This window comes from Tepidiphilus succinatimandens, from assembly GCF_006503695.1.
In the GTDB taxonomy this organism is placed as follows: Bacteria; Pseudomonadota; Gammaproteobacteria; order Burkholderiales; family Rhodocyclaceae; genus Tepidiphilus; species Tepidiphilus succinatimandens.
The window spans coordinates 376,295-397,282 of sequence record NZ_SBIK01000001.1 but is presented as its reverse complement, the minus strand read 5'-3'; the positions used below and the strand labels follow the sequence as shown (position 1 = coordinate 397,282).

Annotated in this window: 22 protein-coding genes and 2 pseudogenes; 6 read left to right on the top strand and 18 right to left on the bottom strand. The window is 67.8% G+C overall.

Annotated elements, in window-relative coordinates; translation table 11 throughout:
- Positions 1 to 120 (bottom strand): annotated as a pseudogene (locus EPD82_RS02040) (transposase); the annotation flags it as partial.
- 300 nt (positions 121 to 420) lie between these two features.
- On the opposite strand from EPD82_RS02040, the pseudogene EPD82_RS02035 reads away from it, so the two are divergent.
- Positions 421 to 747, top strand: a pseudogene (locus EPD82_RS02035) (integrase core domain-containing protein); the annotation flags it as partial.
- Positions 748 to 752: 5 nt separating this feature from the next.
- Positions 753 to 869 (top strand): biotin/lipoyl attachment domain-containing protein, encoded by a 117-nt coding sequence (locus tag EPD82_RS12475; RefSeq protein ID WP_461583108.1) that lies wholly within the window; start codon positions 753 to 755, stop codon positions 867 to 869.
- Between the two features lie 66 nt (positions 870 to 935).
- Here EPD82_RS12475 and EPD82_RS02030 read toward each other — a convergent pair whose 3' ends face one another.
- The 12 genes from EPD82_RS02030 to ybgC form a co-directional block, all read right to left on the bottom strand.
- A complete protein-coding gene (locus tag EPD82_RS02030; protein ID WP_055422410.1) occupies positions 936 to 1,427 on the bottom strand; it encodes a VOC family protein in 492 nt (163 codons plus the stop codon).
- Positions 1,428 to 1,462: 35 nt separating this feature from the next.
- Positions 1,463 to 2,176, bottom strand: a complete 714-nt coding sequence (locus tag EPD82_RS02025; protein ID WP_141054799.1) for a response regulator transcription factor — start codon at positions 2,174 to 2,176, stop codon at positions 1,463 to 1,465.
- The gene (locus tag EPD82_RS02020; protein ID WP_141054796.1) at positions 2,173 to 4,224 is read right to left on the bottom strand and encodes a hybrid sensor histidine kinase/response regulator; all 2,052 of its coding nucleotides are present in this window, start codon (positions 4,222 to 4,224) and stop codon (positions 2,173 to 2,175) included. Before EPD82_RS02020 ends, EPD82_RS02025 begins: the two co-directional genes overlap by 4 nt.
- 75 nt (positions 4,225 to 4,299) lie before the next feature.
- Positions 4,300 to 4,983 (bottom strand): 7-cyano-7-deazaguanine synthase QueC, encoded by a 684-nt coding sequence (gene queC / locus EPD82_RS02015; protein WP_141054793.1) that lies wholly within the window; start codon positions 4,981 to 4,983, stop codon positions 4,300 to 4,302.
- Between the two features lie 40 nt (positions 4,984 to 5,023).
- Positions 5,024 to 5,674 carry a 7-carboxy-7-deazaguanine synthase QueE gene (gene queE, locus EPD82_RS02010; protein WP_141054789.1) on the bottom strand — a complete coding sequence of 217 codons (651 nt, stop codon included), beginning with the start codon at positions 5,672 to 5,674 and terminating at the stop codon, positions 5,024 to 5,026.
- Entirely contained in the window at positions 5,671 to 6,447 is a 777-nt protein-coding gene (gene ybgF, locus EPD82_RS02005) for a tol-pal system protein YbgF (RefSeq protein ID WP_141054786.1), read from the bottom strand. The genes queE and ybgF overlap by 4 nt, the downstream gene beginning before the upstream one ends.
- A gap of 14 nt (positions 6,448 to 6,461) precedes the next feature.
- Positions 6,462 to 6,986, bottom strand: a complete 525-nt coding sequence (gene pal, locus EPD82_RS02000) for a peptidoglycan-associated lipoprotein Pal (protein WP_055422714.1) — start codon at positions 6,984 to 6,986, stop codon at positions 6,462 to 6,464.
- 56 nt (positions 6,987 to 7,042) lie between these two features.
- Positions 7,043 to 8,353, bottom strand: coding sequence for a Tol-Pal system beta propeller repeat protein TolB (gene tolB / locus EPD82_RS01995; protein ID WP_420824926.1), 1,311 nt, complete (start codon positions 8,351 to 8,353; stop codon positions 7,043 to 7,045).
- A gap of 53 nt (positions 8,354 to 8,406) precedes the next feature.
- The gene (locus EPD82_RS01990) at positions 8,407 to 9,381 is read right to left on the bottom strand and encodes an energy transducer TonB (RefSeq protein WP_206202142.1); all 975 of its coding nucleotides are present in this window, start codon (positions 9,379 to 9,381) and stop codon (positions 8,407 to 8,409) included.
- 8 nt (positions 9,382 to 9,389) lie between these two features.
- Complete coding sequence (locus EPD82_RS01985) at positions 9,390 to 9,824, bottom strand: ExbD/TolR family protein (protein ID WP_055422417.1); 435 nt, start codon at positions 9,822 to 9,824, stop codon at positions 9,390 to 9,392.
- 15 nt (positions 9,825 to 9,839) lie between these two features.
- Complete coding sequence (gene tolQ, locus EPD82_RS01980) at positions 9,840 to 10,514, bottom strand: protein TolQ (protein ID WP_055422418.1); 675 nt, start codon at positions 10,512 to 10,514, stop codon at positions 9,840 to 9,842.
- 20 nt (positions 10,515 to 10,534) lie between these two features.
- A complete protein-coding gene (ybgC, locus tag EPD82_RS01975) occupies positions 10,535 to 10,954 on the bottom strand; it encodes a tol-pal system-associated acyl-CoA thioesterase (protein ID WP_088178242.1) in 420 nt (139 codons plus the stop codon).
- A 99-nt stretch (positions 10,955 to 11,053) separates the two neighbouring features.
- On the opposite strand from ybgC, the gene EPD82_RS01970 reads away from it, so the two are divergent.
- Genes EPD82_RS01970 through EPD82_RS01955 form a run of 4 tightly spaced genes read left to right on the top strand, consistent with a single transcriptional unit; the run spans position 11,054 to position 14,895 of the window.
- Positions 11,054 to 12,109: an STAS domain-containing protein gene (locus EPD82_RS01970; protein WP_170210763.1), complete on the top strand. Its 1,056-nt coding sequence runs from the start codon at positions 11,054 to 11,056 to the stop codon at positions 12,107 to 12,109.
- Between the two features lie 15 nt (positions 12,110 to 12,124).
- A complete protein-coding gene (gene hslV, locus EPD82_RS01965; protein WP_055422421.1) occupies positions 12,125 to 12,661 on the top strand; it encodes an ATP-dependent protease subunit HslV in 537 nt (178 codons plus the stop codon).
- Positions 12,658 to 13,983, top strand: coding sequence for an ATP-dependent protease ATPase subunit HslU (gene hslU / locus EPD82_RS01960; RefSeq protein WP_055422422.1), 1,326 nt, complete (start codon positions 12,658 to 12,660; stop codon positions 13,981 to 13,983). Before hslV ends, hslU begins: the two co-directional genes overlap by 4 nt.
- 9 nt (positions 13,984 to 13,992) lie before the next feature.
- Positions 13,993 to 14,895, top strand: coding sequence for an AEC family transporter (locus EPD82_RS01955; protein WP_055422423.1), 903 nt, complete (start codon positions 13,993 to 13,995; stop codon positions 14,893 to 14,895).
- 158 nt (positions 14,896 to 15,053) lie between these two features.
- Here the strand turns inward: EPD82_RS01955 and EPD82_RS01950 are convergent, their stop codons facing one another.
- The 5 genes from EPD82_RS01950 to EPD82_RS01930 all read right to left on the bottom strand — a co-directional run bounded on the left by EPD82_RS01950 (position 15,054) and on the right by EPD82_RS01930 (position 20,982).
- Complete coding sequence (locus tag EPD82_RS01950; RefSeq protein ID WP_141054779.1) at positions 15,054 to 16,496, bottom strand: exonuclease domain-containing protein; 1,443 nt, start codon at positions 16,494 to 16,496, stop codon at positions 15,054 to 15,056.
- A 4-nt stretch (positions 16,497 to 16,500) separates the two neighbouring features.
- Positions 16,501 to 16,695: a DUF3460 family protein gene (locus EPD82_RS01945; RefSeq protein ID WP_037989220.1), complete on the bottom strand. Its 195-nt coding sequence runs from the start codon at positions 16,693 to 16,695 to the stop codon at positions 16,501 to 16,503.
- A 12-nt stretch (positions 16,696 to 16,707) separates the two neighbouring features.
- A complete protein-coding gene (gene cysS / locus EPD82_RS01940) occupies positions 16,708 to 18,168 on the bottom strand; it encodes a cysteine--tRNA ligase (RefSeq protein ID WP_141054776.1) in 1,461 nt (486 codons plus the stop codon).
- A 43-nt stretch (positions 18,169 to 18,211) separates the two neighbouring features.
- Complete coding sequence (gene dksA / locus EPD82_RS01935; protein WP_072247866.1) at positions 18,212 to 18,664, bottom strand: RNA polymerase-binding protein DksA; 453 nt, start codon at positions 18,662 to 18,664, stop codon at positions 18,212 to 18,214.
- A gap of 83 nt (positions 18,665 to 18,747) precedes the next feature.
- Positions 18,748 to 20,982: a RelA/SpoT family protein gene (locus EPD82_RS01930; RefSeq protein WP_141054773.1), complete on the bottom strand. Its 2,235-nt coding sequence runs from the start codon at positions 20,980 to 20,982 to the stop codon at positions 18,748 to 18,750.
- Positions 20,983 to 20,988: the final 6 nt, after the last annotated feature.

Sequence of the window (20,988 nt, the reverse complement as noted above, 5' to 3'; positions counted from 1 at the left end):
GCGGGTGCCTTTTTCGAGGGCAGAAGGGTAGAAGTCGCCGCAACGCACCTGGGGCACCTGAAAGGTCAGCTCACCAAGGCGGGTGAGTACCGTCTTGGGTTTGTACCCGTTGGCGTAGTTGTCAGGTCCCGGACGATTGCATTGATCCACGACGTCGTGCATTATTCATAGGTCGCGAGGCGATGCGTGGGCTGCTCGATGAATTACAGGGGCAAAAGTCATGATGGTCCGACTGCACAAGAACGCCACCACGACCCCTGCGGCCCTGCGCACCATCCAAATCGAGTCTGCTGGTGCGCCGCCTTGCCCGGGAACTCAGGGTGTCGGAGGATGCCATTCGACGTCGCCGACGCTGAAGACCCCGAGCTTCTTGTGTTCGCTCATTGATGCAGCCTCTTTCGTCTGCGTACGATCCTCACCTTCGATGAACCGTACCAGGCGCTCGACATCGAGCATCGGTTGACCAAACCTCGCCGTCCGCAAACGAACGGCAGGGGCGAGCGCTTCAACGGACGCATCAGCGAGGTGCTTGCCACCCATCGCTTCGACAGCCGCAAAGCGCAGGAGGCGACGATTCAGCGCTACGTCTGGCTGTACAATCACCACATCCCTCAGGAGGCTCTGGGGCATGTCTCACCCATCGGAGCCATGAAAAGATGGTACGCGGAAAACGAGCAAAGCGAGTTCCAACGAAGTCAAAAACATGAAATTTGCATTAAAAATGCTACAGAATCGTCCGGGACCTGATATCTTTGTCCAGAAAATATCCTTCTATCCTGCGCGCCGAGCAGGACGGCAAGGTGAAGAAGATCGTCGCCAAGCCGGGCGCGAGCCTGGCGGTGGACGAGGTGATCCTCGAATTCGAGTGATCCTCCTTCCCTGCAAAGGTAAAGAAAAGCCGGCCCCGAGAGGCCGGCCTTTTTCTGGGCGAAAAATCAGCGCGCCGCGGCGGCGATCGTCGCGTACGCCTCAATCACTTCCGGCGGGGCCTGGACGAGCTCGATGAGCACGCCTTCGCCGCTCACCGGGAATTCGTCGTTGCCTTTGGGGTGGATGAAGCAAATGTCGTAGCCGGCCGCGCCGCGGCGGATGCCGCCGGGGGCGAAACGCACGCCATGCGCCGAGAGCCATTCCACCGCCTTGGGCAGGTCGTCGACCCACAGGCCGACGTGGTTGAGCGGGGTGGCGTGCACCGCCGGTTTCTTCTCCGGATCGAGCGGCTGCATCAGGTCGACCTCGACCTTGAAGGGGCCCGCGCCCAGGGCGACGATGTCTTCATCCACGTTCTCGCGCTCGGAGCGGAAGGTGCCGGTCACCGGCAGGCCGAAGAGCTCGACCCACAGGCGGGCAAGCCGCGTCTTGTCGAGCGCGCCCAGCGCGATCTGCTGGATGCCGAGGATACGGAACGGGCGGGAGGAATCGTTCATGGGATGGTCTCGTGCGGTAGGGATGGGCAGGAATTTTACTCCCAGCGCACGGGGGCGGCGAAGAGGTAGCCCGCGCCATAGACCGTCTTGATGAGGCGCGGGTCGTGCGGATCGTCGCGCAGCTTGCGCCGCAGGCGCGAGATGCGCACGTCGATGCTGCGGTCGTACGATTCGACGGGGCGGTCCCCTACCAGGCGTTCGCGCGAGAGGATGCGGTTGGGATGGGCGAGGAAGAGCATCAGCAGCTGCGCTTCGGCGGTGGAGAGCCGCGTGCTGCCGCCTTGCGGATCGGTGAGGGTGTGGCTTGCCGGGTCATAGCGCCAGCCGGCGAAATGCGCGCAGCCCTCTTGCGATGCAGGGGTCGGGGCGGCGGTCTTCTGGTAGCGGCGCAGGATGGAGCGCACCCGGGCCACCAGCTCGCGCGGCTCGAAGGGTTTGATGAGATAGTCATCCGCCCCCAGCTCCAGCCCCAGCACGCGATCGGCCACGCCCGCGCGGCCGGTGAGGATGAGCACGGCGCAGGGGTGCAGGCGCTGCATCTCGGCGATCAACGCCAGGCCGTCCATGTCCGGCAGCCCCAGATCGACGATCGTCAGTTCCGGCGTGCGGGTGCGCACGGCTTCGAGCGCGGCGCGGCCGCTCGCGGCCACGTCGCAGGCAAAGCCGAATTCGCCCAGGCTGCGGCAGATGAGACGGGCGACGTCGGGATCGTCTTCGACGACGAGGAGGCGAGGCTCGGCGGTATTCATCGGGTCGTTCCGGCTCTGAGACGCTGCGCGGCGGCGAGCGCCTGGGCGAGTTGGGTCTGGGTACAGGGTTTGGGCAGGAATACGTAGGCATCCACCGGCGGGCCTTCGTCGTGGGCATAGCCCGTCACCAGCACGGCGGGCAGGGTCGGGCGCAGCGCACGGGCGCGGGCGATGAGGCTGCGGCCGTCGAGTTCGCCCGGCATGACCGCATCGGTGACGAGCAGCTCGATCTCCTCGACGTGCTCGAGCAGCTCCAGCGCCTCGTGCGCGTTGGCCGCCTCGAGCACGGTGTGTCCCAGCGCCATGAGCTGCTGGCGCAGGACGTGGCGCACCGGCAGTTCGTCTTCCACCAGCAGCACCATGCGGGGAATCGAGGGGGGTGCTTCATCGTCTTGCGCCTCGTCCGTTCCTCGGGCACCCTCCGCTGCCGGGGCCTGCGGCAGCGTGAAGGAGAAAGTGGTCCCGCGGCCGGGCTCGCTGTGCACCCGGATGTCGCCGCCCGACTGGCGCACGAAACCATAGACCATCGCCAGCCCCAGACCGCTGCCGCGGCCGAAGGGCTTGGTGGTATAGAACGGCTCGAAGACATGGGAAATCTGCTCGGCGGCGATGCCGCAGCCCGTGTCGGCGACCTCGAAACGCACGCACTGCCCCGCGTCGTCCGTCGTGTCCGGGCGGACGCGAATCGTGAGGGTCCCGCCGCGCTCGAGCATGGCATCGCGCGCGTTCAGGGCGAGGTTGAGGAGCGCGCTCTCGAGCTGATGCGCGTCGGCATAGGCGTGGAGCGGCGTCTCGGGCAGGTCGAGCACGATGGCGATGGTCTCGCCCAGCGTGCGTTCGAGGATCACGCTCATGGAGCGCACCAGTTCGCCCACCTCGACCGCCTGCGGCGCGAGGGGCTGCGAACGCGCGAAGGTGAGCAGCCGCCGGATGAGGGCCACGCCGCGCGTGCTCGCCGCCAGCGCCGGTTCGAGATATTCGCGCGCGGCACTCGAGTCGCCCAGGTAGCGCTTGAGCCCTTCGAGGTTGCCGATGAGGGTGGTGAGCAGGTTGTTGAAGTCGTGCGCGAGCCCCCCCGTGAGCTGTCCGATCGCCTCCATCTTCTGCGCCTGGATGAGCGCGTTCTGGTGCGCCTTCTGCTCGGTGATGTCGATCGAGAGCACGAAGAAGCCCACGACCGTGCCCTGCCCGTCGCGCTCCGGCACCACGGTGCTGCGGGCGTGGACCGGACGGCCTTGGGCGTTGCGGCGGGCGTATTCGTAGCTGACGGTCTCACCGGCGTGGGCGCGCGCCAGCGGCGCTGCGATCTGGGCATAGGTGTCGGGGCCGGTGACTTCGGCCACGGTGCGCCCGACGATCTCGTCCTGTTCGAGGCCGAACCAGCGGGCATAGACCCGGTTGGCGAAGCGGTAGCGCTCGTCGGCGTCCAGATAGGCCACCATCGCTGGGATGGAATCGAGGATGAGACGCAGGCGCTCTTCCGAGCGACGCAGCGCCTCGGCGGTCTGGTCGAGCTCACGCTGGGCGGCGCGCAGTTCTTCGTTGGCTTGCGCGAGCGCCGCCGTGCGCTCGGCCACCCGGGCTTCCAGCGTCTGGTTCTGTTCCTCGATGAGCCGCTCGTAGCGGCGCTGCTCGGTGATGTCGGTCCACAGCGACACGAATCCGAGGTTGGGGATGGGCACGCCGCGCACCGCCAGAATGCGGCCGTTGGGGCGCTCGCGTTCGAAGTAGTGCGGCTGGAAGGCGCGCGCGGCCATCACCCGTTCGGCCACCAGACGCTCGATGTCTCCCTCGCCGTATTCGCCGCGCTCGGCGTTGAAGCGGGCGAAGGTCTCGAAAGGCGTGCCTTCATGGACCAGGTCGTCGGGGAAGTCGAGCAGGCGCTGCATGGCGCGGTTCCAGGCCACCAGCTTGGGCGTGGCGTCGAACACGGCGATCGCCTGATCGAGCAGGTCGAGCCCGGCGAGCAGCAGATCGAGCCGGCGCCGGTCGCCGGGGCCGACGAGGCTGGAAGCAGGCAGTTCCGGCAGGGCAGGGGGACGGGGCATCGCGCGAAAGGCCGTGTGGGTATCGAGGATAATCCTACGCCGATCGCCGCGCTTTTGCCAAGCAGGGGCCGGGCGCTAGCGGTAGCGGGTGGGATCGGGCACGCCCGCTGCGGCGAACCCCTGGGCGCGGAGCCGACAGGCGTCGCAGCGGCCGCAGGCGCGCCCTTCCTCGTCCGCCTGATAGCAGGAGACGGTAAGCGCATAATCCACGCCCAGTTCCCGCCCCCGGCGGATGATCTCGGCTTTGGACAGGTGTATGAGCGGCGCGTGGATGCGGAAACGCGCGCCTTCCACGCCGGCCTTGGTGGCGACGTTGGCCAGCGCCTCGAAGGCGGCGATGAATTCCGGCCGGCAGTCGGGATAGCCGGAATAGTCGACGGCATTGACCCCGATGAAGAGATCATGGGCCCCCAACACCTCGGCCCAGGCGAGCGCCACCGACAAGAGCACCGTGTTGCGCGCCGGCACGTAGGTGACAGGGACGCCCTCGGTCGGCGTCTCGGGCACGGCGATCGCTTCGTCCGTGAGCGCCGAGCCGCCAAAAACGCCCAGATCGACGCGGGCGACGCGATGTTCGACGGCGCCCAGCGCCCGGGCCACGCGCGCCGCGGCCGCGAGTTCCGCGTCGTGCCGCTGGCCGTAGGCCACCGACAGGGCATAGGGACGGTAGCCTTCGGCGCGGGCGATCGCCAGCACCGTGCTCGAATCGAGCCCGCCGGAGAGCAGCACCACGGCGTTTCGAGAGGAGACGTCCTTCATCGCGGGAATCCTTACGCAAAGAGAGGGACGCGACGGTGCTTCACTTGCCGCGCGCGTCGCCCCACAGAATCTTGTGCAGCTGCAGTTGGAATCGCACCGGCAGGCGGTCGGCCACGATCCAGTCGGCGAGCGTCGAGGGCGCCAGTTCCCCGGTCACCGGCGAGAAGAGCACCGTGGCGCGGCGGGCGAGACCGTGTCGCTCCAGGACGTCCTTGGCCCAGTCGTAGTCGGCGCGCCCGGCGAGCACGAACTTCACCTCGTCGTGCGGGCGCAGGTGGTCGAGGTTGTCCCACAGGTTCTTGTCGGCTTCGCCCGAGCCCGGCGCCTTGAGATCCATCACGCAGCGCACGCGAGGGTCGAGCCCCGCGATGGAGAGCGCCCCACTCGTCTCCAGCGAGACGCGATGGCCGGCGTCGGCGAGCGCCGTGAGCAGGTCGCGGCAGGCCGCTTGTGCCAGCGGCTCGCCGCCGGTGACACACACTTCGGGCAAGCCCAGGTCCGAGACCCGGGCGAGGATCTCGTCGATCGTGAGGCGTTCGCCGCCGCTGAAAGCGTAGGCCGTGTCGCACCAGCGGCAGCGCAAGGGGCAGCCGGTGAGGCGAACGAAGACGGTGGGCACCCCCACCGTCGTCGATTCCCCCTGCAGGGAGGCGAAGATCTCGCTGACGCGCAGCCGCTTGCTTTCCTTCATCGCCCCAGGCGTTGGCGGGCGATCTGGCCCGCCGGGGTGTTGGGGTGGCGTTCGACCAGGCGCTTGAGCATGTCGGTGGCGCCGACTTCGTCGCCCATGCCCTGCAGGGCGTTCGCCAGGCCCAGCATGGCGTCGGGCGCGAGCTCGTGCTTGGGCGTGTCGTAGACCACCCGGGCGAAATGGCGCCGCGCCGTCTCGTACTGCTTGAGCTGCAGCGCCGCCGTCCCGGCCCAGAAATGCGCCGCCGGCACCTGGGCGTCGTTGGGATACTGGCGCAGGAAGGTCTCGAAGGCCGCCAACGCATTCTTCGCATCGCGCGCCTGGAGCTTGGCGAGCGCCGCATCGAACTCCGCCTTGGCATTACCTGCCGGGGCGGACGCCGGCGCAGGCGCAGCGGGAGCCGTCGCGGACGGTGCCGCGGCCTGCGAGGGGGCAGACGCGGCGGCACCACCGCTGCTCAGCGCATTGAGCCGGGCATCGAGATCGAGGTAGAAATCCTTCTGCCGCTTCTCTAGCTGATCCAGCTTGTACTGCAGCTCTTCGATGCGTCCGGTGAGCCGGCGCACGTCCTCCTGCAGTCGCTCCATGTCGTTGCTTTGGCTCAGCTGCGAGCGCGCCATCGCATCGACGCGCTCGTTGAGCGTCTGCACCTGCAAGCGGAGGTCGGCGACGCCCTGGCGCGCCTCGTCGTCGGCGAAGAGGGCGAAAGCCGGCTGGCTCAGCGCGGCTGCGGCGAGCAGCACCCCCGTACGCCAGGAGAAGGGCTTGGGCATCGCGCGAGGCTCCGTCAGAATTCACCCGAATAGAGGATGTCGGCGCGGCGGTTCTGCGCGTAGCACTCTTCGGTCTTCTCGGTGCAGACGGGCTTTTCTTCGCCCAGGCTCACGGCTTCCACCTGATCTTCACGCGCCCCGAAGGTCACGAGGGCGTTTTTGACCGCCTCGGCCCGTTTCTGGCCGAGCGCCAGGTTGTATTCGCGGCTGCCGCGTTCGTCGGCATTACCCTGGATCAGGACTTTGAGATCGGGGTTCTGCGCCAGGAAGCGGCCGTGGGTCTGCACCAGCGACTGGAATTCCGGCTTGACGACGTAGCTGTCGAAGTCGAAGTAGATGCTGCGCTTGGACAGGGGGCTATTGGGGTCGCGCAGGGCGGCCAGCGCCTGGCTGCGCGAGCTCGGCGGCGTGACCGTTTTCACGGCGCCGGCGTTGCGGTCTTCGACCTTGCCCGCGCCTTCCTCGACCGAGCCGGTCGAGGAACAGGCGGAGAGAATGAGTCCAAGGCAGAGCACGGCAGGGGTGAGCAGCTTTTTCATGTGCATTTGGTTCATGTTCCTATGGATGGATGGGAGACGAACGAACAAAAACGGGCTTAGCGCGGCAACGGCCCCCAGGCCGGTTCCCGCACGTCGGCCCCCTCGGCCGAGAGGCGCAGACGGACTTTGCCATCGGTCGAGACGGCGAAGAGGGAGCCTCTTCCGCCAGATTCTGAAGCATAGACGATCATGCGTCCATTGGGCGCGAACGAAGGCGACTCGTCGCGCGAGGAATCGGAAAGAATGAGCTGCTGTCGCGTCTGCAGGTCGAGCAGCGCCACCTGGTAACGCCCTTGGTTGCGCGTGACGAAGGTGAGCAGTTTGCCGTCGGACGAGACGTCGGGGCTGACGTTGTATTCGCCTTCGAAGGTGACGCGCTCGGCCGCGCCGCCGCTCGCCGGCATGCGGTAGATCTGGGGTGAGCCGCCGCGGTCGGACGTGAAGTAGATATAGCGGCCATCGGGCGAGAAGACCGGCTCGGTGTCGATGGCGCTGCTGCGCGACAGACGAACCGGGGCTCCGCCGGAAATGGGGACGAGGTAGATCTGCGAGATGCCGTCGCGCGTGAGCGCGACGGCGAGATTCTGACCGTCGGGGGAGAAGGCCGGCGCGGAGTTGGAGCCTTTGAAGTTCGCCACGGCGCGGCGCTGGCCGGTGGCGAGCTCGTGGACGTAGACCACGGGTTTCTTCGCCTCGAACGAGACGTAGGCGACCTTGGTGCCGTCGGGGCTCCAGGCCGGCGAAATGATGGGTTCCTGCGAGATGAGCGCCGGCACGGAATTGCTGCCGTCGGCCTCGCTGATGCGAAGTTCATAGCGGCTGCCCTGCTTGACCACGTAGGCGAGCCGCGAGGCGAAGTAACCGGGCACCCCGGTGAGCTTCTCGTAGACGAAATCGGCGATGCGGTGTGCGGTGGCGCGCGTCTGCGAAGGGGTGAAACGGTAGAGGATGCCGCCGAGGTCGGCCTGGCGACGGGTGTCGAACACGCGCACCCTGACTTCATATTGACCTGCGCCGACCGGCGTGGCGGTGCCGGCGAGCACGGCATCGGCCCCGCGCTGGGCGAGATTGGCGTAATCGGGAATCTGATCCTCGGGTAGGCGCATCATGCCGACGTCGACGAGCTGGAAGATGCCGCTCTTGGCGAGATCCTGGCTCACGATCTGGGATATGGGGGCGGGCAGCGACTCCTCGCCGGCCAGATAGGGGATGGCCACGGGAATGAGGCGGCCGCCGGCACCGGTGATTTCGACGGTGAGCTGCGCCCGCGCGGGAAGTGCGGCCAAGGCGGCGAGCGCCACCATGAAAGGAAGGAACCGATGGAAGGCTCGATGGGCGAGGCCGTGCATCGCGATCACGCTGGTCATGGAAAACATGAAGTTTTGCACAAATTTTCTTTGGTGGCAACGCATTCCCGTTCTCATTGTGCGAGCGGCCGGAGTTTGAGGGTGAGGGTGCGCTCGAAGAGCCGCTTGTCTTCGGGCAAAGGCAAGGGGCTGGAGCGTCGGATCGCGCGCTCGAGCGCGGCGTCGAGCGCCGCGTTGCCGGAGGATTGTACGAGGCGGACATTGACGACCGTCCCGTCCGGCAGCTGGTCGACGATGAATACCGCTTCCGGGTTTCCTTGTACACCCGGAGGGACGACGATGTTGCCGCGCACCTTGGCGCGGATCTGGTCGATGTAGGTGGCGCGGGCCTGCTCGGAGGGGCCGCTGGGGGCGCCGCCGGCCGCAGGGGCAGAGGCGCTGCTTGGCGCCTTCGCGGGCGTGGCGGGGTTGGTGGTCTGCTGCCGCAGGCGCGCCTCGGCGAGCTTGGTGAAATCGTCGAGCGGCGGTTCTTTCTTCGGCTCGGGTTTCTTCGGCTCGGGTTTGGGCGGCTCTTTTTCCGGCTTGGGTGGCTCTTTCTTCGCCTCTTCCTTGGGCGGTTCTTTCTTGGGTTCGGGTTTTTTCGCCTCTTCCTTGAGGGCGATGTCGGGTTTGTCCGGGGCGGAAGGCTTGGGTTCGGCCTTGGGCGGCTCGGGCTTGGGCGGAGGCGCCGGCTTGGGAGGTTCCGGTTTCGGCTCGGGTTTCGGTTCCGGCTGCGGCTTGGGCGGCTCGGGGCGAGGTTCGGGCTTGGGTGGGGCGGGTTCCGGCTTGGGTTCAGGCTCGGGCTTGGGAGCCGGCTGCGGGCCTGGCGCGGGCTCCGGATTCTTGGCGAGCTGTGTGCGGGCGGCCTGCGGCGCGGCCACGAGGTCGACGAGCAAGGGTGAGGGCTCCCCGACCTTCCATTGCACCGAGAAGGCGATGAGGGCGAGGAGCAGCGCGTGCATGCCCAGCGCGAGGACCGCGGCGAGCAGCTTGCCCTGCTCGGGGCGGCGCGGCGGACGCACGGGCGAGCGGAGGAGAGGTTCTGCCATCGGAAGCCTCAGGGCGCGGTGGCGCCACCCGCCGGAGACTTGCGCGTACTGCTCGTCTGCAGGCTGATGCGGGTGTAGCCTTCATTGCGCAGCCGATCGAGCGTGTCCATGATTTTCTCGTAGGTGGCGCGCCGATCGCCCGCCACGACGACGGCGAGGTTCGGGTCTTTCGCCTTGAGCGCCTGCAGCTCGCGCAGCAGCGTGAGCGCATCGACGTTCTTCTCGGGCGCGGCGGGGTTGGGCTTGAGCGCGAGGCTACCGTCGGCGTGCACGATCACGATCGCCGCTTCCGACGGCGGCGAGGGCAGGTTGCCCACCGTGGGCAGCTCCACGTTGCCCAGCTGGATCATGGGGGCGGTGACCATGAAGATCACCAGCAGCACCAGCATCACGTCGATGTAGGGCACGACGTTCATCTGGTTCATCAGCTTGCGTTTGGCCATGGGATGCCTCCGGCCTCAGCGCAGCTGCCGTTGCAGCAGGTTCGTCAGCTCTTCCATGAAGGTCTCGATGCGCACCGACAGGCGCTCGATGTCGTGGGTGAAGTGGTTGTAGGCCACGGCCGCGGGAATGGCGGCGAAAAGGCCGATCGCCGTGGCGATGAGCGCCTCCGCGATGCCCGGAGCGACGTGCGACAGCGTGGCCGAAGTCATGTTCGCCAGGCCGCGGAAGGAGTTCATGATCCCCCAGACGGTGCCGAGCAGCCCGATGTAGGGCGCCACCGACCCGGTGGAGGCGAGGAAAGCCAGATGCGCCTCCAGTTCGTCCATTTCGCGCTGGTAGGCGGCGCGCATGGCGCGGCGCACGCTCTCGAGCGCGGCGGCCGAGTCGAGCGAACGGCTGCGCTGGCGCAGGAACTCGCGCCAGGCGGCAAGGAAGACGAGTTCCATGGGGCCGGCGTGCTGTAGGCGCGACTCGGTGAGCCGGGCGAGCGTTTCCAGATCGCTGCCCTGCCAGAAGCTCGCCTCGAAGGCGTCGGTGCGCCGGCGCGCATCGCGGATCTGGAAGATCTTGCGGAAGATCCAGTACCACGACATGACCGACAGCAGCGCGAGGATCAGCATGATGAGCTGGACCGGCACGCTCGCCTGCAGGACCAGATGGGTAAACGACAGATCGGTGGTGACGTTCATGGTCGGCGAAAGGATGGGGGTCAGGAAAGGAAAAGCCGTGCGCGCACGGCGGCGGGAAGGGCGACCGGTCGGCCGCGCTGCAGATCGACGCAGGCCACGGTGACTTCGGCGTCGAAGAGCGGCAGATCGCCGCGCAGCAGGCGCTGGGCGAAGACGACGGTGGTGCGCGTGGCCGAGACGGCGCGCGTCTCCAGCCGCAGCAGGTCGTCGAGCCGCGCCGGATGCCGGTAATGCGCCTGCAGCCGGTGCACCACGAAGCCGATGCCGTGCTCGCGCATCAGTTCGTTTTGCGAAAATCCCAGCCCGCGCAGCAGCTCGGTGCGGCCGCGCTCGCAAAAGCGAAGATAATTGGCATAATAGACGAGGCCGGCGCAATCGGTGTCTTCGTAATAGACGCGGAGTTCGATCGCGTGGGACTCGGCAGGGGCGGAGGCGTCCATGGCCGAGCCATTATAGCGCATCCCTTGCCGAGTTCGACGCAGCGGGATACCGGGATTTGGGGTAGACTGGCAAACGCCCATACGATGGGGAGTGTGGTGATGGAGCACGAGCCCGACGATCCGTTTGCCTTCGAAGAGGACGCGCTAGCGGCCACGGCGCTCGCCGTCGAGGATCTCTTCCTGGGGCGAGACCCGGTTCAAGAGGTGGCCATGTACTGGGCTCGGGGCGACGAAGAGGCGGCCATCGCCACGCTCGAGCGCTTCCTTGCCGACAACGCCGCGTCGAAAGAGGCCTGGTGGGTCTTGTTCGACATGCTGCGCGCGCGCGGCGAGCGGCGCCGCTTCGAGGAGGCGGCGCTCGCTTACGCGCTGCGCTTCGACTGCTCCCCGCCAGCGCTCGCCCCGGCGGAAGAACGGATCCAGGCCGGGCCGCCGTTGCTGCTCCTGCCCGAGCGGCTCGATGCCGCAGCGATGTCTTCGCTGCAGGACAAGGCGCTGCGGCTGGCGAAAGTCAGCGGCTCGTTGCGTCTCGATGCCTCGCGCCTGCGCCTGATCGAACCGGCCGGCGCGGCGCTCTTTCTTGCCCTGATGAAAAAGCTCATCGACAAGGGGGTGCGGTTTCAGTGGCGTCGTCTCGACCTCGCCCTGAGCGCGATCGAGCGGGCGAGGTCCGCTGCGGCGGACGACCGGGCGCTGTGGGAGCTGGAGATCGTGTGGCGCACCGCCGCCGGCCAGTTGGACCGGGCCGAAGCGCTGGTGCTCGCGTTTGCCGAAACCTTCGAGGCGATTCCGCCGGTCTGGATGTCCGAGCCGGAGCGCGTCGGCTGTGAGACGGCGACGCAGCCGGAGGCGGAGCGAGAGAGCGCGCCGGCGTGCGGCGACCTGGTGCTCGAAGGGGATCTGGATGAGCGCTCCATCGGCGAAGTCGTCCAGGAAATCCTCGCCTTCGCCCGCGACCATGACGTGATCGTCCTCGACTGCGACGCGCTGCGCCGGGTCGATTTCGTGGCCGCCGGCATGCTCTACAATGCCTTCGCCGCCCTCAAGGGGCAGGGCAAGCAGGTGATCCTGCGCAACGTCAGCCAGGTGGTGAATGCCCTCTTCCAGGTGCTGAGCATGGAGCAGGTCGCCACCATCCAGACGAAAACCTACTAGCAACGAAGGAATTTCATGGAATCCTATCACGGCACCACCATCCTGTCGGTGCGCCGCGGCGCTTCGGTGGCGCTGGGCGGCGACGGTCAGGTCACTTTGGGCAACGTGGTCGTCAAGGCCACGGCGCGCAAGGTGCGCACGCTCTATCACGGCAAGGTGCTCGCTGGGTTTGCCGGCGCCACGGCCGATGCCTTCACCCTCTTCGAACGCTTCGAGGCCAAGCTCGAGAAGCACCAGGGGCACCTGCTGCGCGCCGCGGTCGAGCTCGCCAAGGACTGGCGCACCGACCGCATGCTGCGCCGGCTGGAGGCCATGCTCGCCGTGGCCGACCGGGAGCATTCGCTCATCCTCACCGGCAACGGCGACGTGCTCGAACCCGAGGAAGGGATCGTCGCCATCGGCTCGGGCGGGGCCTATGCCCAGGCCGCGGCCCAGGCGCTGCTGCGCCACACCCAGTTGCCGCCGCGCGACATCGTCGCCGAATCGCTGCGCATCGCCGGCGACCTGTGCATCTACACCAATCAAAACCACGTCATCGAGGTGCTGGAATGACGCCGCTCACCTGCCGCGAGATCGTCTCGGAACTGGACAAATACATCGTCGGCCAGCACGAGGCCAAGCGCGCCGTGGCCGTGGCGCTGAGAAACCGCTGGCGCCGCGCCCAGGTGCCCGAGCCGCTGCGCCACGAGATCACCCCCAAGAACATCCTCATGATCGGCCCCACCGGCGTGGGCAAGACCGAGATCGCGCGGCGGCTGGCGCGCCTCGCCAACGCGCCTTTCATCAAGATCGAGGCGACGAAATTCACCGAGGTCGGCTACGTCGGGCGCGACGTCGACACCATCATCCGCGATCTGGCCGAAATCGCCATGAAAGAGGCCAAGGAACGGGCCATGCGCCGGGTGCGCGACCGGGCGCGCGACGCGGCCGAGGACCGCATCCTCGACGTCCTGCTGCCGCCGGCGCGCTCCTTCGGCGAGGAGCCCGCACCCGCCGAGAGCGCCACGCGGCAGAAATTCCGCAAAATGCTGCGCGAAGGCCAGCTCGACGAGAAAGAGATCGAGATCGAACTCACCGCCCCCGCCCTGCGTGCCGAGATCTTCGGCCCGCCCGGCATGGAAGAGCTCACGCAGCAGCTGCAGGGGCTGTTCCAGAACCTGGGCAGCGGCAAGCGGCGCACGCGCAAGATGCGGGTGCGCGAGGCGATGGAGGCGCTCACCGAGGAAGAGGCGGCCAAGCTCGTCGACGACGAGGAGCTCAAGCAGGAAGCGCTCCAGGCGGTGGAGCAGAACGGCATCGTCTTTCTCGACGAGATCGACAAGATCGCCGCGCGTCAGGAAACTTCCGGCGCCGACGTCTCGCGCCAGGGGGTGCAGCGCGACCTGCTGCCGCTGGTGGAAGGCACCACCGTGGCCACCAAGTACGGTATGGTGCGCACCGATCACATCCTCTTCATCGCTTCGGGCGCGTTCCACCTGAGCAAGCCGAGCGACCTCATCCCCGAGCTGCAGGGCCGCTTCCCCATCCGGGTCGAGCTCGACAGCCTCACGGTGGACGACTTCGTGCGCATCCTCACCGAGACCGAGGCGAGCCTGGTGGAGCAGTACCGGGCGCTGCTGGCCACCGACGGGGTGGAACTCGAATTCTCCCCCGACGGTGTGCGGCGGATTGCCGAGATCGCCTGGGCAGTGAACGAGCGCGTCGAGAACATCGGCGCGCGGCGCCTCTACACCGTGATGGAGAAACTGCTCGAAGAGGTCTCCTTCCGCGCCGGCGGCGAGCCGCTGCCGCGCGTGCTGATCGATGCGGCCTACGTCGACGGGCGGCTGGCCGATCTGGCCGGCGACGAGGATCTCGCCCGCTACGTGCTCTGAGGCGCGGCCGTGCTCGCCCAGCGCCTCGTCGAGATCCTCTTTCCCCTCTTCGCCCTGGTGGCGCTGGGTTACGTCATCGGCAAGCGCCACCGCCCCGAGCTCTCGGGGGCGAACCGGCTCAACATGGACGTCTTCACGCCGGCGCTCGTCTTCGCCGCGCTCGCCGGCCGGCAGGTCGACGTCCTTGCCTATCTGCCGCTCGTGCTCGCCGCCCTCGTGCTCGTGCTCGGCTCGGGGGCGCTCGGCTGGTGGCTCGCGCATCGCCTGCAGGAGGACCCGCGCACGCTCGCACCGCCGATGATGTTCAACAACTGCGGCAACCTCGGCCTGCCGCTCGCGCTGCTCACCTTCGGCGAGCAGGCCCTGGCGCCGATGGTGGTGCTCTTCATCGTCAGCAACCTGCTGCACTTCAGCCTGGGCGTGTGGTTGCTCGATCGCCGCGCCCGCCTCTCCCATCTCTGGCGCGTGCCCTCGGTGCTCGCCGCCGTCGCCGGGCTCGCCGTGGGCGCGGCCGGCTGGACGGTGTGGCCGCCGCTACTCACCACCCTCAAGATGCTGGGCGACATCTCCATTCCGCTCATGCTCTTCGGCCTGGGCGTGCGTCTGGCCGAAACCCCCATCCGCGCCTGGCGCCTGGGCGTTATCGTCGCCCTGGCCCGCCCCTTGTCGGGCATGGCGCTTGCCGCGGCGATGATCGGCCTCTACCAGTTGATGGACGGCGCCTGGCGCCTCGAGCCTCTCCAGGCGGCGCTGCTGCTGCTCTTCGGCGCCCTGCCGCCGGCGGTGCTCAACTACCTCTTCGCCGAGCGCTACGGCCAGGAGCCGGACAAGGTCGCCTCCATCGTGCTGGTGGGCAACCTCGCCTCTGTGGCGTTTTTACCACTGGCGCTGGCGGCGGTGCTGGCGAGCTAAGAATTCAGGGGATACCCCGATCAATCTTTGTTTTTTCGGGGAATTTCGAGTGTGAAGTAGGCCGCCCTTTGACATTCGATACGGAATTTTTCCCGACTTGCCCCCTTTTGTCCGCTTTTCGCCGCCTCATGCCCTGCTGTTCAGGTGTGGACCCTGGCCTATTTCGGCTGAAGCGTGAATGTCTTGACGCACTCGGTGCTGGCGGCGAAGGCGTGCGCCAGGATGCGGTAGAGGTCGGCATCGAACCGGCGGGGGCGCTCGAGGGCGGCGGCGAGTTCTTCGGGCGTGGGTTCGTGGTCGAAGCGTGTGAGGAGGCACCAGCGGTCGGCGACGATCGTCATGCGGCGTTCGCGCTCGGGGTCGTATTCGGTGAGGCGCACCGCGGCGGCGTAGGGCCAGGGTCGAGGCGGAAGGGCGGCGAGCGCGGCGCGAAGGCGCGCGTCGTGTACTTCGGGCGGTTCCTTGCCGGCGCAGGCGCCGAGGCATTGTTTCATCTGATGCGCGAGGCAGGGGCCGCGGCGCATGGGTTCCAGCCCCAGGCGTTGCGGGCAGAGGGCGTGGGCGCGGGCGATCTGGCGTAGGGCCTTTTCCGCGTGCTTGCGCTCGGGGAAAAGGCCGTGGACGCGGCCGAGCCACTCGGCCGGGTCGGTGCCGGCGAGGTTGCGGTAGCCGACCACGGGGCCGCGCGGCCTGGGTTCGGGGAGCGGTTCGATGGCCCAGGCGCCGCGCGCGCGCAGCTGCCGGTTGTAGAGGGGCTGCAGTTGCTTGACGAGCTCGGCTTCGAGCAGCAGCGCTTCGAGCTCGCCGGCGGTTTCGAGCCAGTCGAGGCGTCGGACCTGCCGGACGATCTCGGCTTCCGTGCCGTGGTGCTGCGCCTGGGAGAAGTGGTCGAGCACGCGGCTTCGCAGGCGTTTGCTCTTGCCGAGGTAGAGCGGCAGGTCGTTTTCTCCGTACATGAGATAGACACCGGGCACGTCCGGCAGGGATTCGAGCACGCCGTCGGCGAGCCCCGGCGGGCGGCTGGGCCACTGCATGGCCTTGCGCTTGGCAAGGAGCAGCGTTTCCGGCGGAAATTCACGCTGCACGAGATCGAGGAATTGGGCGAGCACTTCGACGTCGCCCATGGCGCGGTGGCGGGCGCTGCAGCTGAAGCCGTGGCGCTCGATCAGGCTGTCGAGGCCGTGTTTGTGGTATTGCGGGTAGAGGGCGCGCGAGAGCTTGACGGTGCACAGCACCGGGGATTCGAAGGCGAGGCCGCAGCGGCGGAAGGCCTGGCGCAGGAAGCCGTAGTCGAAGCGGGCGTTGTGGGCGACGAGCACGGCGTCGGCGAGCCGCGGCAGCAGTTCGTGCGCGAGCGCCTCGAAGGGAGGGGCGTCGGCGACCATGGCGTTGGTGATGCCTACCAGCCGCTCGATGAGGGGGGGGATGGGGACGTCGGGGCGCACGAGGCTTTGCCAGCGATCGACGAGGCGGCCGCCTTCGAAGCGCAGCAGCGCGATCTCGGTGATGCGGTCGCGCTCGGGGTGCGCGCCGGTGGTTTCCAGGTCGAGGAGGACGTAGCGCTCGGCAAGCGGGGCGGCGGTCGCGACGTCTTCGGGCATGAGTTCAGGCGTGATGGGCGGAGTCGGCGTCGTAATAATAGGGATACGTTGGAACCTCGGCGCGGCGGAATTGTTCCGTGAGCTCGGGGTCCTGCGGTTTGTCCCACCACAGCGCCCGGCCTTTGCGGCGCTCTTCGAGCTGCTCGGGGTGCTTGGCGAGCCAGTCGCGGATGAACTTGGTGTGTTCGGATTCGTACATGACGGTACTCCTTCAGGCGAGGGCGCGGCGCCAAACGGTGCCGCTGGGAGTGTCTTCGATCTGGATGCCGGCGCGCTTGAGCTCGTCGCGGATGGCGTCGGCCCGGGCGAAGTCGCGGTCGCGACGGGCGGCGGCGCGTTCGGCGATCAGCGCTTCGATGCGTTCTTCGCTGAGCGTTTCTTCCCCTTGGGCGGGCAGGCGCTGACGCCAGGACTGCGGCGTGTCGGCGAGTAGCCCCAGGAGCTCGGCGGCGGCGAGGAATTCGCGCTTGCGCTCGGGGGTCGGGTCTTTGCGCAGCTGCGCGGCGGCTTCGTGCAAGAGCGCCAGCGCCTGGGGGGTGTTGAGGTCGTCGGCGAGCGCGGCGACGAATTCGGGCGCGGCGCCGAGCCCGTGCGGCAGCGCTTCGGGCACGAGTGCGGCCCGCCGCTCGGGGGAGAGCTCTAGGCGCTCGGCCGCGGCCTGGGGGTTGAGCGGGGCAGCGGGGACGGATTCGGTGAGCGCGAGCGTGGTGTAGAGCCGGTCGAGCGCGTGCAGCGACTGTTCCAGCAACTCGGGGGTGAAGTCGAGCGGTTTACGGTAGTGGCCGGAGAGGAGGGCGTAGCGCAGCACTTCGCCGGGATAGCGCGCCAGCAGCTCGCGCACGGTGCGGAAGTTGCCCAGCGACTTGGACATCTTCTCGCCGTGAATGGTGAGGTAGCCGTTGTGCACCCAGTAGCGGGCGTAGGTGAGCCCGCCGTGGGCGCAGGTGCCCTGGGCGATCTCGTTTTCGTGGTGGGGGAAGATGAGGTCCTGCCCGCCGCCGTGGATGTCGATGGTCTGGCCCAGGTGGGTCTCGATCATGGCGGTGCATTCGATGTGCCAGCCGGGACGGCCGCGGCCCCAGGGGCTATCCCAGCCGGGGAGTTCGGGCGGGGAGGGTTTCCACAGCACGAAGTCGGCCGGGTCGCGCTTGTAGGGGGCGGGTTCGACGCGGGCGCCGGCGATGAGCTCGTCGCGCTTGCGCTTGGAGAGGATGCCGTAGTGGGGGTCGGAGGGGACGTGGAAGAGCACGTGCCCTTCGGCGACGTAGGCGTGGCCGCGGGCGATGAGCCGCTCGATGAGGGCGATGATCTGGGGGATGTGATCGGTGGCGTAGGGCTCGACCGTGGGCGGGAGCGCGTTGAGCTGGGCGATGTCTTCGTGGAAGGCGCGGGCGTAGCGCTCGGCGAGCTCCCGGATGGGCACGCCTTCGGCCTGGGCCGCGGCGTTGATCTTGTCGTCGATGTCGGTGATGTTGCGGGCGTAGACGACCTGGGGGTAGCAGAGCCGCAGCAGGCGGAAGAGGGTGTCGAAGACGACCACCGGCCGGGCGTTGCCGATGTGGATGTAGTTGTAGACCGTGGGGCCGCAGACGTACATCGTCACCCGGGCGGGGTCGAGCGGCTCGAAGCGGCGCTTGTCTTGCGTGAGCGTGTCGTGCAGGAATGGCTCCAACGGTTTCTCCGGCGGTGGTCGGGAACGAAAGCGGGAGGGGGGTTCAGCCGCCTTGCAGCTTTTCCAGGCGCTCGTGCCGTTCCTGCGCTTCGAGGCAGAGGGTGGCGGTGGGGCGGGCGAGCAGGCGCTTCAGGCCGATGGGTTCGCCCGTTTCTTCGCACCAGCCGTAGGTGCCTTTTTCGATACGCTCGAGCGCTTCGTCGATCTTCTTCATGAGCTTGCGTTCGCGGTCGCGCACGCGCAGCTCGAGCGCCTGCTCTTCCTCGATGGTGGCGCGGTCGGTCCAGTCGGGGGTGACTTCGTTTTCCTGCTGGAGGTATTGCGTGGTCTCGGCGGCTTTTTCCAGCAGCTTGCGCTTTTCTTCGAGCAGCAGTTTCTTGAAGAACTTGAGCTGGCGCGGGGACATGTAGTCCTCTTCGGGCATGGCCAGCAGCTCCTCCACCGTGGGGATGTCGTCGTCTTCGAGGGTTTCTTGCGTCATGTTGGTCGTGTTCATCGTTCCTCTCCGGTGTGCCTCGGGTCGAGTCGGGCGTGCGCGATTGTAATGGGCTTGGCTCGGCTTGGGAAGGGTGGCGCGGTTCAGGGCTCTGCCCGGGGGGTGCTTCCTTGGGCGTCGAAGCCGCGCTGCAGGCGCACGACTTCGGGCACGCGGCGGATCGCTCGCATGATGCGGGCAAGGTGGATGCGGTCGGCCACTTGCAGGGTGAAGGAGATGGCGAGATACAACCCCTGGTGGGCTTCCATCTGCACGGCGAGGATGTGTCCGTGCTCGGCGGCGATGGCGGCGGTGATGCGCGCGAGCATGCCGACGGCGTCGCGGGCGAGCACGCGCAGCCCCACTTCGAAGCGGGTGGTTTCGGGGCGGTTGGGATCCCAGTCGACGTCGATCCAGCGCCGGTCGCCGCCCTGGCGGCGCAGGCGCGGGCAGTCGTGGCGGTGGATCTCCAGGCCGTGCCCTTTGCTGAGCAGCCCGACGATGGGGTCGCCGGGTAGCGGATGGCAGCAGCGGCCGAAGACGACGGCTTGCCCTTCGTCGCCGCGGATGAGCACGGGGCCGGAGGCGCGCGGCTTGAGCACGCCGGGGCGGCCGGATTCGAGGTCTTGCGCGTGGGTGAGCTCTTCGGCGATCTGCGCCGGGTTGAGGTGCCCCAGGCCGATGTCTTCGAGGAGTTGTTTCTTGTTGCGGCCGGTGTGCTGGCGCAGGAGGCGGTCCCAGGCGAAGACGCTGATCTGCCCCAGCGTGAGGCCGCGCGGGCGCAGCGCCTGGTCGAGCAGGCGCTCGCCGAGCGAGACGGCCTGCTCGTTTTTCTGGTGGCGCAGGAAGTGGCGGATCTCGGCGCGGGCCTTGGCGGTGCGCACGTAGTTGAGCCAGGCGGGGTTGGGGCTGGGGTAGGAGGAGGTGATGATCTCGACTCGGTCGCCGTTGGCGAGCTCGGTGCGCAGCGGCATGAGTTCGCCGTTGATGCGGCAGGCGATGCAGCGGTGGCCGACGTCGGTGTGGATGGCGTAGGCGAAGTCGACGGGGGTGGCGCCGCGCGGCAGGGCGAAGATCTCGCCGCGTGGGGAGAAGACGAAGACTTCGTCCGGGTAGAGGTCGATCTTGAAGCTTTCCAGAAAGTCGCGCGCTTCGGGGTCGTTCGATTGCAGCTGCACGAGCGATTGCAGCCAGGCGTGGGTCTGGCGCTCGAAGGCGTCGACGCGCTCGCCGGCGTCTTTGTAGATCCAGTGGGCGGCCACGCCGTCTTCGGCGAGCCGGTGCTGGGTTTGGGTGCGTACCTGGATTTCGACGGGAATGCCCTGCGGGCCGATGACGGTGGTGTGCAGCGACTGGTAGCCGTTGGGCTTGGGCAGGGCGAGGTAATCCTTGAACTTGCCGGGCACCGGCTTGAAGGCGGCGTGCAGGGCGCCGATGGCGAGGTAGCAGCTCTTCTCGTCGGGCACGACGACGCGAAAGCCGAAGAGGTCGAGAATCTGCTCGAAGCGCAGGTGCTTGCTGCGCATTTTCTGATAGATGGAATAGAGGTGCTTGCGCCGGCTGCTGATCTGGGCGTCCACGCCCCAGACGACGAGCTGGCGTTCGATGAGCGTGCGGATCTTGTCGAGGAGTTCGTCGCGCGCTCCGAGTGCGGCTTCGACGGAGTGGGCGAGCACGGCGTATCGCCAGGGATGGCGGTGCTGGAAGGCGAGATCTTGCAGTTCGCGATAGAGGGTGTTGAGCCCGAGCCGGTTGGCGATGGGGGCGTAGATCTCGAGCGTTTCCTGGGCGATGCGGCGGCGCTTGGCCGGGGCGACGGCACCGAGCGTGCGCATGTTGTGGGTGCGGTCGGCCAGCTTGATGAGGATGACGCGCAGGTCGCGCGCCATGGCGAGCAGCATCTTGCGGAAGTTTTCCGCCTGGTTGTCCTCGAGGCTCTGGCTTTCGAGCCGCTCGATCTTGGTGAGGCCGTCGACGAGCTCGGCGGTGACCGGGCCGAAGCGGTGGGCGAGCTCGCTCTTGCGGATGTGCGCGTCTTCCATCACGTCGTGCAAGAGCGCGGCGGCAATGGCGGAAGCATCGAGCTTCCAGTCGGCCACCAGGGAGGCGACGGCGATGGGATGCGTGACGTAGGGCTCGCCGCTCGCGCGCTTCTGGCCTTGGTGCGACCAGGCGGCGAAGCGGGCGGCGTCGTCGATGCGTTCGACTTCGGCGGAGGGGAGATAGCCGAGGAGCTTCTCGCGCAGGGCGCCGTAGGATGGCGGCAGCTCCACGGAAACGAAGGGTTCGCGCGCCGCGGAGCTCTCGTCGGGGGGGGAGAGGATCTCGGCGGCGGGCATGGCGGT